The organism is Leptolyngbya sp. 7M (assembly GCF_018128485.1).
In genome coordinates this window covers 168095-181698 of record NZ_CP070897.1, presented here as the reverse complement: position 1 = coordinate 181698, position 13604 = coordinate 168095, and the positions used below count along the sequence as shown (strand labels likewise).

The 13604-nt window shown below is 48.4% G+C and carries 15 protein-coding genes, 1 tRNA gene and 1 other RNA gene; 6 read left to right on the top strand and 11 right to left on the bottom strand.

Annotated elements, in window-relative coordinates; genetic code table 11:
• Positions 1–15 precede the first annotated feature (15 nt).
• Positions 16–576, top strand: coding sequence for a ribosome recycling factor (frr, locus tag JVX88_RS00780; RefSeq protein ID WP_211624837.1), 561 nt, complete (start codon positions 16–18; stop codon positions 574–576).
• A 75-nt stretch (positions 577–651) separates the two neighbouring features.
• On the opposite strand, the gene JVX88_RS00775 is transcribed toward frr, so the two are convergent.
• The 6 genes from JVX88_RS00775 to JVX88_RS00750 all read right to left on the bottom strand — a co-directional run bounded on the left by JVX88_RS00775 (position 652) and on the right by JVX88_RS00750 (position 4926).
• Complete coding sequence (locus tag JVX88_RS00775) at positions 652–1032, bottom strand: hypothetical protein (RefSeq protein ID WP_211624835.1); 381 nt, start codon at positions 1030–1032, stop codon at positions 652–654.
• Positions 1033–1081: 49 nt separating this feature from the next.
• Complete coding sequence (locus tag JVX88_RS00770; RefSeq protein WP_211624833.1) at positions 1082–3517, bottom strand: ATP-dependent helicase; 2436 nt, start codon at positions 3515–3517, stop codon at positions 1082–1084.
• 11 nt (positions 3518–3528) lie between these two features.
• Positions 3529–4071, bottom strand: coding sequence for a hydrolase (locus JVX88_RS00765; protein ID WP_211624831.1), 543 nt, complete (start codon positions 4069–4071; stop codon positions 3529–3531).
• Positions 4064–4270, bottom strand: coding sequence for a hypothetical protein (locus JVX88_RS00760; RefSeq protein WP_211624828.1), 207 nt, complete (start codon positions 4268–4270; stop codon positions 4064–4066). The genes JVX88_RS00765 and JVX88_RS00760 overlap by 8 nt, the downstream gene beginning before the upstream one ends.
• A 66-nt stretch (positions 4271–4336) precedes the next feature.
• A complete protein-coding gene (locus tag JVX88_RS00755; RefSeq protein ID WP_211624826.1) occupies positions 4337–4777 on the bottom strand; it encodes an acyl-CoA thioesterase in 441 nt (146 codons plus the stop codon).
• Between the two features lie 75 nt (positions 4778–4852).
• A tRNA-Gln gene (locus JVX88_RS00750) sits at positions 4853–4926 on the bottom strand.
• Positions 4927–5014: 88 nt separating this feature from the next.
• Here JVX88_RS00750 and smpB point away from each other — a divergent pair.
• The 5 genes from smpB (at position 5015) to sucC (ending at position 9851) form a co-directional block, all read left to right on the top strand.
• Positions 5015–5473 carry an SsrA-binding protein SmpB gene (gene smpB, locus JVX88_RS00745; protein ID WP_211624824.1) on the top strand — a complete coding sequence of 153 codons (459 nt, stop codon included), beginning with the start codon at positions 5015–5017 and terminating at the stop codon, positions 5471–5473.
• A gap of 57 nt (positions 5474–5530) precedes the next feature.
• On the top strand, positions 5531–7024 hold the full coding sequence (locus JVX88_RS00740; protein ID WP_211624821.1) for a leucyl aminopeptidase: 1494 nt from the start codon (positions 5531–5533) through the stop codon (positions 7022–7024).
• A gap of 141 nt (positions 7025–7165) precedes the next feature.
• Positions 7166–8038 carry a DUF4344 domain-containing metallopeptidase gene (locus JVX88_RS00735; protein ID WP_211624820.1) on the top strand — a complete coding sequence of 291 codons (873 nt, stop codon included), beginning with the start codon at positions 7166–7168 and terminating at the stop codon, positions 8036–8038.
• Complete coding sequence (locus JVX88_RS00730) at positions 8035–8595, top strand: hypothetical protein (RefSeq protein ID WP_211624818.1); 561 nt, start codon at positions 8035–8037, stop codon at positions 8593–8595. The genes JVX88_RS00735 and JVX88_RS00730 overlap by 4 nt, the downstream gene beginning before the upstream one ends.
• 95 nt (positions 8596–8690) lie before the next feature.
• Positions 8691–9851, top strand: coding sequence for an ADP-forming succinate--CoA ligase subunit beta (gene sucC, locus JVX88_RS00725; protein WP_211624816.1), 1161 nt, complete (start codon positions 8691–8693; stop codon positions 9849–9851).
• Between the two features lie 60 nt (positions 9852–9911).
• On the opposite strand, the gene ffs is transcribed toward sucC, so the two are convergent.
• From ffs to JVX88_RS00700, 5 genes are all read right to left on the bottom strand, one after another.
• Positions 9912–10010, bottom strand: an RNA gene (gene ffs, locus JVX88_RS00720) — signal recognition particle sRNA small type.
• A 129-nt stretch (positions 10011–10139) separates the two neighbouring features.
• On the bottom strand, positions 10140–10946 hold the full coding sequence (locus JVX88_RS00715) for a sulfite exporter TauE/SafE family protein (protein ID WP_211624814.1): 807 nt from the start codon (positions 10944–10946) through the stop codon (positions 10140–10142).
• A 68-nt stretch (positions 10947–11014) separates the two neighbouring features.
• A complete protein-coding gene (locus tag JVX88_RS00710) occupies positions 11015–12394 on the bottom strand; it encodes an MBL fold metallo-hydrolase (RefSeq protein WP_211624812.1) in 1380 nt (459 codons plus the stop codon).
• Positions 12395–12418: 24 nt separating this feature from the next.
• Positions 12419–12937, bottom strand: coding sequence for a rhodanese-like domain-containing protein (locus JVX88_RS00705; RefSeq protein WP_211624810.1), 519 nt, complete (start codon positions 12935–12937; stop codon positions 12419–12421).
• Positions 12938–12948: 11 nt separating this feature from the next.
• A complete protein-coding gene (locus JVX88_RS00700) occupies positions 12949–13266 on the bottom strand; it encodes an ArsR/SmtB family transcription factor (RefSeq protein WP_211624808.1) in 318 nt (105 codons plus the stop codon).
• Positions 13267–13604 lie beyond the last annotated feature (338 nt).

Below are 13604 nucleotides of genomic sequence, written 5' to 3'. Positions count from 1 at the left end.
AAAAGGAGAGATCTGATGAGCGTTTCAGACGTTTTGAACGAAACAAAACCGAAAATGGAGTCGGTCATCGAAGACCTCGGGCGTAAACTTGCAAACATCCGTACCGGCAGAGCTACGGTCGGGTTGCTGGATTCGGTTTCGGTCGATTATTACGGAACTCCAACACCGCTGAACCAGATGGCGTCTGTCGCTGTACCCGAACCGCAATTGATAACCGTGCAGCCCTGGGATATATCCCAGCTTGGAGCGGTAGAAAAAGCGATCATTGCCGCTAATCTAGGTTTGAATCCTTCGAACGACGGTAAGATCATCCGACTCCCCGTGCCACCGCTAAATGAAGAACGTAGAAAACAGCTGGCTAAACAGGTCCACGAAATAGCCGAAGACCACCGTGTTGCTATACGAAATGTCCGGCATTCATCGAACGACGCTTTGAAAAAATTATTGAAGGAAAAGCTTGTTTCTGAAGATGACGAACGCAGCGGGCTTGAAGAGGTGCAGAAACTTACCAATTCCTATGTGGCAAAGATAGACGAACTTGCCAAAAATAAGGAAGCGGAGATAATGAGCGTTTGATCATTGGTTTGTACGTAATAATACTAAAAACCCGCACTTTATAGCGTGCGGGTTTTTTGTCAATATGAATACAACCTATTTTTGTTCCGATCGGAAGCGTTCGAGGTTTCGTTTGAACTCGCCGCAGGTCTTTGCAAGCTCCGTTTTATTATCGTTATTTTGTTCAACGCTGTTACGGATGCTTTCTTTCATCTTGTTGAGAAATGTAGCTTTCGCGGCTTTTGCGATCATCCCGTCGTCGGGATTATTCAATTCTCGGTCTATCATGTCCATTACCTCATCACATTCTGGAATGCCAATCTTTTGATCGCCAAGTACCGTATCAACAGTTTTATCCGCAACCGTTGGATTTCCCGAACCGCTCGAGCCTCCGGAGAAGGGATTGATACTACCACAACCAAGGATCACGGGAATAAACATTAGAAGTGCAAATATAAATGAGTTCAGATTTTTCATAACCTTTTCTGATGACGGCAGAAGTCGTCCAATGATAGACGCAGTTTAGCTACACGATTTGCAGATTTGCATATTTCTCAATAAGCTTCTTTTGGCCAAATCCTGGAAAACTGATCGTAAGCTTTACATTATCACCATTGCCCTCCCGGCGCAGTACCAAGCCTTTTCCATACTTATCATGACGAACATGAGTTCCGGGTAGTAAGCCCTTGGTCTCGGATTTTTCGGCAGGATCCTGTCCGGATGATGCTGCTTTCAAACGGCCAAAATCAGTAAGCGGACTCGGCGATTCGGATATGCTTTCGTTGGCATGGTTCGTATTCAGTCCGGCATTTTCCGATGAGGCGTGACCTGCGGCTAATCCGCGCTTTTGGAAAAACTCCATAACCGCATCGGCGCTGTTGTATGTCTTTCCGGTGTACGTCGTTCGGCGGGTAGTTGGTGATGATTCTCCACGCAAAGCAGCTATTGCTGAACGTGATCTCTGGGTCTGAGGTCCCTTGGCGTATGAGAGCCAAGATGCCCCGTAAGAAATATCCTCAAGCAGTTCGTGCGGAAGCTCATTAAGAAACTGAGAAGGCTCCGCCGCCATCTCTTCACCGTAAAATCGGCGTCGCATAGAGTGAGTTAGGTAAAGCGCTTTTTCAGCGCGGGTTATTGCGACATATGCCAAGCGGCGTTCTTCTTCAAGCTCTTTAACGTCATTGATACTACGTGAATGCGGGAATATACCATCTTCAAGACCCACGAGAAAGACGATGGGGAATTCTAACCCTTTCGCAGAATGAACCGTCATCAGCGTTACACGTGCATTACTGTCTAGACTATCAGTATCAGAGGTTAGTGCCGCATGATCTATGAAATCTCGAAGAGTGGCCTCGGGCATTGCGTCATATTCTGCGGCAGCGTTTACAAGTTCTTCGAGATTTTCCAAACGCGTGTCGGCTTCATCGGAATTTTCAGAAGATAACATCAGAGAATATCCGCTTCTATCTATAGCTGTTATGACGGTTCCGGAGACCCGGCGAGAGGGATCGTTCGGCTCGTCAAGGGTATTCCTGATCTCCGTGATTATTTTTCTGAACCCGCGCAAAGCATCTTTAGCTCGTTGGGTCAAGGCGGATGAATGTGACGTCGTCTCGGTCAAGAGCTCAATGGTCTGCCATAGTGATGTGCCGAGATCCCTAGATCGGGCGATCAACTCATCAAGTGTGGTCTTGCCGATGCCTCGCGGCGGTGTATTTACTGCTCGCAGGAATGCAATGTCATCATCTGGGTTAAGAACAAGCTTAAGATATGCAATGATGTCCTTGATCTCCTGGCGCTCATAAAACGAAAAGCCCCCGACTATGTTGTAGTCGATCCGAAGCCGCCTCAAGGATTCTTCGAAAATTCTGGATTGGGCATTTGTTCTGTAAAGAATGGCGATGCGTTCTTCAGGAGCCCTATTTAAGTGTTCTTCGATACGTGAAGCGACGAATCGACCTTCGCCGTCTGAATCTGAGGCTTGAAAGTAGAATATTCTTTCTCCGCCGGGATTTGATGTCCAGAGCTTTTTCTTTTTTTGATTGATGTTATTAGCGATGATCGCGTCGGCGGCATCAAGGATCGTCTGTGTCGAGCGATAATTTTGTTCAAGAAGGATAACTCGTGCAGCCGGAAAATGCTGCTCAAATTCAAGAATATTCCGTATATCAGCTTGCCTGAAACCATAAATACTTTGAGCATCATCGCCGACGACACAGATGTTCTGTTGCTTTTCGGTCAGGTATTTGATCAATGAAAGCTGAAGTGGATTCGTATCCTGATACTCATCTACAAGGATGTATTTGAATCGGTCATTATACTTTTCTCGTATCTCAGGGCACTGTCTTAGTAAGCGGACCGTTTTTATAAGAAGATCGTCAAAATCCAATGCATTAGCGAGCCGAAGGCGTTCTTCATACATACGATAGATCTTCGCCGTCGCTGCCCGTTTTTCGTCCGTTTGTTGTATCCGTGAAGCAAATGCATCAATACTTTCTCCCCGATTCTTTGCCGAACTTATGGCTGCTCGAACTGTTCTTGGCTGAACCTGCTTTTCGTCAAGTCCCAGATCCTTTATACAAGCTCTGATTACTCGATTAGAGTCGTCAGTATCATATATCGTGAAGGTGCGTTTATATCCTTCGTTAAGGGCTTCGATGTCCTGACGAAGCATTCGAACACAAAGGCTGTGAAAGGTGGATATGAACGGAAATGAATCAAGCTTGATATCCGCCAATAGCTGCTGAACGCGCTGGCGCATTTCGCCGGCGGCCTTATTCGTGAACGTTACAGCAAGAATATTGTGCGGGGCAACTGCTTTTTCTGCAATAAGATAAGCGATCCGAACTGTTATGACCCGGGTTTTGCCGGAACCTGCACCAGCGAGTATCAGCAGTGGCCCTTCGGTCGATCTTACTGCCTCGAGTTGTTGAGGGTTAAGGGTTGATAAAACTTCCATTTAAAAGATTGTTATTTGATAAGGGCCTGTACATCTTTGAATCGCGGATGTCTTGAATCGCCCATCAGTTCGAACAAGGCCATCTCCATTGAAGAGGAGGTGATACCTTTCTCTACCATCCGTTGAATTCCGGCTTTGCGATCATGCCTATACCGGGAGGCGACGCAGTCCGTAAGCAAATGTACTTCAAATCCTTCAGCCAGAAGGTCTTGAACCGTTTGAACAATACAAACGTGTGTTTCAATTCCGCAAACAACCACCTGCTTTCGAGCCAACGACGACAAAACAGAGCGGAACCTTTGCTCGCCCCATGCACTAAAAGTGCTTTTTTCTATTAGATGATATTTGTCGGGCAAGGCAAGCTGTAACTCTTCAATCGTCCGGCCAAGTCCTTCCGGATACTGTTCAGTAACGATCATCGGGAGGCCGAGCAATGTAAAACCGCGTATGGCGATGGATATGCGCGACACTATCGAAGCAAATTCCGGTATAGCCGAACGAAATGCCTCCTGAACGTCAACCACTACCAATGAGCACCTGTCAATTTCAAGCATCAGATTCCTCTTCTGCGGCTTCCGCTACTTCGGAACTAGCATCATTTACCTGTTGGCTTAGTGTGCTTTTTCGCTGCTTCTCCCGCATTTCTTTGCGGTATTGTCTAAAGAAAACGTAAACTGCCACGCCGCATATTATGAGGATCAAGACCATCATCCCCACGATGAAATAAAGTTCTGCGTCAGCTGAACCAGGCATTACCGAATTCTAAAGTGCTGGATGCTTAAGTGGCAAGGAAGCACTCTAAAGAACTTTCTAGACCAATTAGCTTGGAGCTTGTCCTGCGGGGATTGCTTCTTTTCCTTCGTTGCCAACAAGGAGTCTTCGATAAAGCTCCGGGATGGTCTTCACCTTCTTTTGCTGATCGGTAACAAGGTGCAGGGTTTCGCCTTCGGCTATCACAGCATTGTCCGAGCGTCGGACGATCTCGTAAATGAAACGGACTGAACGGCTGCGGACCTCCGCGATCTTTGTCCTGATGGTGAGTAAATCTTCGTAGAATGCCGGAGACTGATACCTGATATAAGACTCCGCGACGACCATTAGGGCGTCATCATTCTCCATTTGATTGTAGGAAAAACCCCGTGCACGGCAGAGGTCGCTGCGACCAGTTTCGAACCAAATAAGATAGTTCGAATGATGAGCAATGCCCATTTTATCCGTTTCAGCGTAACGAACTCGGATCTCAGTCTCGTGCCAATCCATAGGAAGAGGTCACAGGCATGGGTTGACGGCCAGAAATGCTGATGCCAGACTGCACATGCCCTGACCAGATCAAGTTGGCTGGGAGACAGGGATTCGAACCCCGATAGCCAGAGCCAGAATCTGGAGTCCTACCATTAGACGATCTCCCAGCGTTACGAATAATTTAAGTGGCCTTCTGCATGGTTGTCAAATACGTATGCTTGCAGACAAGGCTAACGGAGTGCAATATAAAGGGTTATGTCCGCGGTCAAGGAGATAATCAATAATCGCCAAGCCTTTCACGAGTATCATATCCTCAGCAAGGTCGAGGCCGGTGCGGTGCTTGTGGGCACCGAGGTGAAGAGTATAATGGCCGGCCGGATCCAGTTAAAAGATTCCTATGTCTCGATCAAAGATGGCGAGGTTTGGCTTCTGAACGCACATATATCGCCCTATTCGCACGGGAACAGACAGAATCACGAACCGCTCCGCCCAAGAAAGCTGCTATTGCACAGACGCGAGATAGAAAAGCTGGAAAAAGAAACGATACAAAAGGGGATGACTCTTGTCGTTACATCTATCTACTGGAAGAATGGCCGCATTAAGTTTGAAATCGGTGTGGCGAAGGGCAAGAAATTATACGATAAGCGCGAATCCGAAATGAGGAAGACCGTAGATCGGGAGACTAGGCAACAGTTGAAAGAACGTTTAAGATAGGCTATAGGTATTACAACTATTTTCCCGTCAGTTAAGGATTGATAACAGAGGTATTTAATGGAATTTCAAGGAATTACTTCCGGATTCACGGAAGGTAATGTGGAGGCTCTGGCTGTCGCAGCCTATAAGGGTGAAAAGGCTTCAGAGTTCAAAGATCTGGATCTGGTTGCTAGTGGACAGATCGCTGCGGCTATGAAAGCTGGCGAATTCAAAGGCGATGCCGGGGAATTCCTGCTTATTCGTCTTACCCCAAAAGGGAAATTGAAAGCCTCAAAACTTTTGCTTGTCGGAGCCGGTGACAGATCGGACCAGCGCGAATCCGCGATCAGTGTAGCAAGCGGCGCGGCAACGCGTTATTTGCGGAAATGCAATGTAAAGTCATTTGCTTTTGACGCTAGATCGAATTCAGATGCTGTAACGGTGGCTCAGAATGCAGTCCAGGGAGCAATAACCAGTCAGTTCGAACTTGATAAGTATAAGACCAAGGACAAGAATGATAAGGCCGTAAACAAGGTTGTTGTTTACGTCGCCGGAGCCAAGTCCGCAGATCTTAACAAAGGAATTGAACGTGGGCGGATCATCGGTGATTCAATGAATTTTACACGCGACCTCGCGAATGAACCGCCGAACATCCTCCACCCTACCGAAATGGCAAAGCGGGCTCAGGTAATGGCAAAGGAGACCGGCCTAAAATGTGAGATCCTTGATGAGGCGAAGATGAAGCGATTGGGTATGGGTTCGCTTTTAAGCGTTTCCCTCGGATCCGAACAGCCGGCAAAGCTGATTGTTCTTCGCTATACGCCGACCAAGAGCACCGCTAAAAAAGGTGACTTACTTGCATTTGTAGGCAAGGGGATAACTTTCGATACAGGCGGTATCTCACTTAAACCGGGTGACGGGATGGACGCCATGAAATACGATATGTCCGGCGGGGCGACCGTTCTTGGGACGATGCGGGCCATCGCATTGCTCAAGCCTTCGATCCCGGTTTTGGGTATCGTGGCCGCTGTTGAAAATATGCCTGACGGTCGAGCTACTCGGCCGAGCGACATCGTTACGGCAATGAACGGGAAGACGATCGAGATACTTAATACCGATGCTGAAGGACGCCTCATACTAGCTGATGCGGTCGCGTATGCAGAAAAGCAGGGAGCAAACAGGATCGTCGATATGGCAACGCTTACCGGCGCGGTCATCATTGCTCTCGGAGAACATAATACCGGCATCATGGGCAACGACCAGGGGCTGATCGATGAGATCATTTCCTGTGGAAAGGAAGCCGGCGAGGGGTTCTGGCAATTGCCGGTGGGGGGTGAATACAGCAAACAGATCCGCTCTGACATTGCTGATATCAAGAACATTGGACCACGAGGCAAAGCAGGAACCATTATGGGAGCCGTCTTCATTCAGGAATTCGTGGATAAAGCTAAATGGGCTCACCTGGATATTGCCGGAACGGCATGGGCGGACGGGGTTAAACCGCACCAGGCAAAGGGCCCGACCGGTGTTGCTATCCGCTCTTTGATAAAGCTTGTCGAACGTTCTCAATAGACAATTCTAAAGAATCACACTAATATGGGCTGGTATTCTGATGCCAGCCTTTTTTACGGCAATTTTTTTCCAAAAAATGCGTCTTTTCCTCTCAGGGCCAAGGGATATTTTTGATTTCGACATACAATGCTCATGATCCGAATGGGGAGAAATCTAACAAATCTGATCATTGCCATCGCGGCCCTTGCTCTAGTTGCCGGCTGCTTTTGCCGTTCGGACAGGCAAGGGCGCTCTTTTCCAATTGATGATCCGCCATCTAACACGGCCAGAAGCAGCACGCCACAAGAAGAGAGGCGTTCAAGTTCAAAACCTGATAACGGGGACTTCATTGTCGAACACTTGGATGTAACAACGCCGAGGTATGTTGAGATCGACGAACAGGTAAAGAAAGAACGGCTACTGCCGGATGCTGCTGAAAGGCTTAATCGTGCACTTAGTTTGCCACATGATATTTTCCTTCGGACTAAGGACTGTAAGGAAGTAAATGCGTTCTACGATCCGCGTGAACGTTCTATCACGATGTGTTATGAGCTAATGGAATATTTCTACAAAACATTCAAAAGTGATGGGCGCAGCGACGACGAGTCTTGGGAAAAAATGTTTGCAGCGGTCAGATTTGTCTTCCTTCACGAGATCGGACATGCCCTAATCGACGCCTATAAACTTCCGATAATGGGCGGTGAAGAAGACGCTGCAGACCGGTGTTCAGCATTTATAAACCTGAAGGAGTTGGGTGAAGAAGGTGTTGATGCGGTGTTTGCGGCGGCAGAGGCATTTGCGATCGAGTCGAGACGATCTTCATCGTCAAGACGTAATCTGGCGGACGAGCATTTGCTTTCGGAACAGCGTTTTTACAATTCGCTTTGTATGATCTATGGTTCGAATCCGACAAAGTATTCCCGGATCTTGACCGAAGGCATGCTGCCAAAAGAACGTGCATTGCGTTGTCCGAACGAGTTTCAAAAAACAGTTGACAGTTGGATGAGTCTATTGGAGCCCTGGAGAAAGAAATGATCAAAAATGGACACAATTACCGAAACGCTCTAGGCGGAATGTTGGCGATGGGAATAATTGCCGCGATCGCACTTGGCTGTACCTGTAATAAAGGCTTTGATCTATCGGAACTTTCCAATAAAGCCAACGGTACGGGAAGCGACAGGAACGATCCGTTCGGCGGAAAGGAAGAAGCAATGCCGGACGAGAATCTGTTAAAAGCGATCGTAAAGGAAACGACCGCAGATTTTGCTTACGCGATCAGCGAAGATGATTTCTCCAAGATCTATGGCAAGTCTGCCCCGGAGCTGCAGAAGACCTATACTGAGCAGCAGTTCAAAGATACGTTCAGTGATTTCACGCGACAAAAGAGCACCTTATTGCCCATACTTTCGCGAGCAGTAACTTCAGATCCTGTTTACGACGGCGAACCAAAGTTTCGAACGGAGAAGGGACATAAGATTCTGGTGGTCGATGGGAAATATCCGACGAAACCAATGCCGGTAACGTTCGGATATGAATACGTAAAGCGGGACGGAACCTGGAAGCTTCTGGTTCTTAAGGTGTATATCCGTTAAGCCGTTTTTTTCGATTAAACACGACGAAAGCCCCGATAAAGGGGCTTTTTGATTTTTCATCAGTCGAAAGCTAGACTCATTATTAAATTACGCTTATGAAGATCCATGAATATCAGGGCAAGGCCCTATTGAAGGAGTACGGAGTTCCGGTACCACGCGGGATCGTTGCACGCAGCCCCGAAGAAGCTGAGGCGGCAGCACGAGAACTGGGCACGGACGTTGTTGTCGTCAAGGCACAAATACATGCCGGCGGCCGCGGCAAAGGCGGTGGCGTAAAGCTTGCAAAGTCGCCTGTGGAAGCCAAACAGATCGCATCTGAAATGCTCGGAATGATGCTTGTTACGCACCAGACCGGCCCTGAGGGTCGCGAAGTAAAAACTCTTCTTGTAGAAGAAGGATTGCCGATCGACAGAGAATTCTACCTTGGTATCACGCTCGACCGTGTTACCGGCCGCAACACATTTATGGCATCTTCCGCCGGCGGAATGGACATTGAAAAGGTCGCCGAGGAAACGCCGGAATTGATATTGAAAGAGACGATCGATCCATCGGTCGGAATGCGTCCTTTTCAGGCGCGCAAACTTGCGTTTGGCCTTGGTATTCATTCGGATCTTGTTAATCAAGCAGCTAAATTCATGCTGTCGCTTTACGAGGCGTATGAAAAAATGGACGCATCGATCGTAGAGATCAATCCGTTCCTGCTCACCAAGGACAATCGCCTTATCGCTCTTGATGCAAAGGTCAATTTTGATGATAACGCCATGTTCCGCCACAAGGATTATGCCGAACTTCGCGACCTTGATGAAGAAGAACCGCTTGAGATCGAAGCCTCAAAATACGACCTCAATTACATCAAGCTCGATGGCAATATCGGCTGTATGGTAAACGGTGCCGGGCTGGCGATGGCGACGATGGACATCATAAAGCTCGCCGGCGGCGAACCCGCGAATTTCCTTGATGTTGGCGGCGGTGCATCACAAGAGCGCGTCGAGCAGGCTTTCAAGATCCTGCTCGCCGACCCCAACGTAAAGGCCGTTCTGATCAATATCTTTGGCGGTATCGTTCGCTGTGACATGGTTGCCAGCGGTGTGGTAGCCGCCGCGAAGAACCTAGGGGTTTCGATCCCGATCGTTGCCAGGCTTGAAGGCACGAACGTTGATGCCGGGAAAGAGATACTCAATAATTCAGGTATCGGCATTATCGCAGCCGACGGGATGAACGATGCCGCTCAAAAGGTGGTCGCTGCAGCGGCCTGACTGATGCAATTTTACGATCCAGCAAGAACTCAGGGGCCATTACAGAATGGGTAAAACGAATGGCCCCAGACTTGATCGCAACACAGGGTGTAAATGCTACCGTTGCTCGATTCCTCGCCTAGCGGAGTTCACATCACAGCCCTTGTGCGGAGCCTGAGGCCAAACTACAGAATAAACGATTCACGCCTTAAACTAAAATCGCTCCGATCAATTCAGCCCGAACCTTGATCAGATACCAAGAAGCTTTAGCTCTGACGAAGAAAGAAAATATGAATCTTCTGCAAATGTCTAAGCAAATACCGTTTCTCTTGCGATCATATAGACCCCCATTGCAAGAACGAACCAGCCAAATCCCTTTTTGAGCCGTTGTCCATCAATAAAGTTCGTTAGCCATGTGCCCAAAAAGATACCACCAACAGAAGAAGACGTGAACGCGAACATAAAGCTCCAGTCGATTGGCATACCTGCTTGAATATCACCCGTGAAGCCCAGCAGCGATTTCATCGCAATGATCAGTAGGGAAGTGCCGATGGCACGTTTCATCTCAAGTCCTGCAAGCAAAACAAGCGCCGGGATTATCAGGAATCCGCCTCCGGCACCGACCAAACCCGTCAAGGCCCCGACTCCTATACCCTCCAACAAAACCAAACCAAAATGATGTGAGTGGACCTTTTCACCGACCAGCTCAAGATCACGCTTCGCCCCATTTTCGCGGATCATTGAAACAGAAGTGGCGACCATAAGAATGGCAAAGAGCAGGAGTATCGCGGTTCCTTTTGCGATGCTAAGCCCTGCAAAGCCTAATTCTAGAGGGATCGCAGGCATTATCCATGCACGTGTCGCATAGACTGATGCGATCGATGGGATGCCAAAAAGGAATGCTGTTTTCAGGTCAACAAGGCCCTTGAATGTATTGCGGATACCGCCTACCAGCGCAGTTGAACCAACAACAAATAACGAGTAAGCAGTCGCCAGCACTGGATCGACCCCGGCGAGATAAACGAGAACCGGGACGGTTAAGATACTGCCACCCGCTCCGATCAATCCTAAAGACACACCTATGACTGCGGCGAAAATATACGCCAAGAATTCCATATACTCTCTCTCTCGATGGAGGTCGGACGGCCGAATTCATCGAGCCGTCCGGTCAAAGGAATGATCGATCAAGAAGCTGCGCATGCAGTAGCCGAAATTTCGATCTCCAGCCCTGCATCCATCCAAGCTTTTGTTCCACCCGTTACATTGAAGATCTGCCTGAATCCTGCGTTTTCGAGGAGGCTGGTTCCGAGGCTTGAGCGGTATCCGCTCTGGCAGATCACATAGGTCGGAAGATCTGGGTTGAGCATATCGATCTCACGCGAAAGCCGATCGAGCGGTATGTTGATCGTGCCGGCAGCGTGACCATTGGCGTGCTCCGCCGCACGTCGGACATCAACGAACTGAACACTTTCACCCGCAACCGCGTCCTTAACTTTTTCAACCGGAACCTGTGCGACTGTCTTCTTTTCGCCCTTGAAATCTCCGATCAGCATCGATCCCGTAGCGGTCTCAATGCCGACGCGGGCGAGACGCATAAATGCTTCATCGACCTGTTCTTGTGTTTGGGCAACGATAGCAACAGGAGTTCCGATCGGTATCAATGTTCCGGCCCAAGATGCGAACTGCCCACCGAGTCCAATATTGATCGAGTTCGGGACGTGGCCCGCACCATATTCGGTGTTTTGACGGACATCGACCACGATACCGTCAAATGCCAGTATCTCTTCTGTAGATAAAGCAACCGGCTTTGGCAGATCCTCAAGCGACACTGAACCCTTCAGATTTTGCGAGGCGCTTACGTGAAAGTACGCGGGCACCTCCGGCTGTTCAGATGCCACTACCTTGATGAACTCTTCTTTGGTCATCGGTTTCAGGGCATAGTTGAACTTGCGCTGTTCACCGAGTGTTGACCACGTTTCTTTTGAAAGCGATTTTCCGCAAAGCGAGCCTGCTCCGTGAGCCGGATAAACCTCCGTTTCATCCGGGAGCGGAAGTATCTTTTCGTAAAGGGAATCGTAAAGCATTCCTCCCATTTGCTCGGCAGTGAAGCCTTTTGAACCGATCAGGTCAGGGCGTCCAACATCGCCTATAAATAGCGTGTCACCGGTGAACATCTTTATCGGAGCATCGGGGGCGTCCGTGTTCTTTGCGAGGATCGTTATTCCCTCGGGGGTGTGACCCGGAGTTTCAAGGAACTTTAGCTCGATCGAGCCAACGCTCAGTGTGTCGCCATCCTTTACCTTTAGGGTAGGAAACTCGGTATCTGCCCGCTGGCCATAGATTATCTGAGCTCCGGTCTTTGCAGCCAGCTCCAGATGCCCGCTAACAAAATCGGCGTGTGAGTGAGTCTCAATTACATACTTGATCTTCTGGCCGTTGGCCTCAGCCTCATCGATATACTGTTGGACATCGCGCTGCGGATCGATGATCGCAGCTTCCTCGCCGGAGCCGATGTAGTATGACGCATGGGCCAAACAGCCTAGGTAAAACTGTTTGAATATCATTTTCTTATCCTCTCTTTCACTTCGTTAAGCCACTCTCTTGTTCCAGGGCATTTTCGCTATAAGCAGCCCCATTCCGCACCAATCAATAGTTGCCGTGAATGCAAGGCCAAATCCGATAAAACCGGGTATGGCAATGAAATACGGATGAACGAAAAGGCTCAGCAAGACTCCGGTCAAGACCAACAGGCCGGCTGTGAACCTGACCTGACGCTCAATCGACCACGGTGCATATTCGTCTTTTTCGAGCGGCAAACTCTCTTTTTTCCAGGCCTCAATGCCGCCTGATACGTTAACGACGTTCGTGAATCCCAAAGCTTGAAGTTTCCGCTGAGCTTCTGAGGAACGACGGCCTGTTCGGCACATAACATAGATCGGTTTGGAATGATCCAATTCTTTGTGTCGTTTCTCCAATTCACCGAGCGGGATAAGACTGGCTCCCGAAACCCTTCCGCCGGCAAATTCCATCTTTTCTCGTACGTCGACCAAATGTATCTCACCATTCTCTAACTGTTCTCTAAGTCCTAAAACTGTACATTCACTCATAAATATCTCCCTTAAATACCGGCAAAAATACTCGCCTTAGTCCTCAACTGTTCGTCGAGCGAATCGCAAACTACTTCGCAAAGCCGAAAAATGCTCTGATCCGCTATTGAATAAAACACGGTATTTCCTCTTTGATCGCGACGAAGCACACCGGCATCGGTCAAAAGACGCAAATGCTTGCTTACATTTGGCTGGCTAGTGTTTGCCGCCCGAGTCAGTTCCGTCACGCTCATTTCACCATCCCTAAGCAGGTTTATAAGACGCAGCCTGATCGGCTCACCCAATACCCTGAATCTTTCCGCGATCATCACAAGTGCTTCGTAGGACATCTCATGTTCCATGTATATAACTATATCGCTATATGCATATATTGTCAAATAATTTTAATTATCAATCTTTCATTTAAGTCTGATCTGTCAGCCATACATTGTTTGCTAAATGGAGATGAAGGCCAATGCAGCTATTTTATAAGCTCAACACTAAAGATGATCTAGATCTAGGACAGAAAATGTCATTCATGGATGACTAAATTTTTGTACTCATAATAAGAATTCATATGTCTGTGTTACGGAAGTGGACTCTTACTGTTAGAGTCGAGGAGTTCAATTAGAGCAGGAGAGTTCGGACACTGAAATTCTCAATCGGGCGTCGGAATGGATCCGCGTTA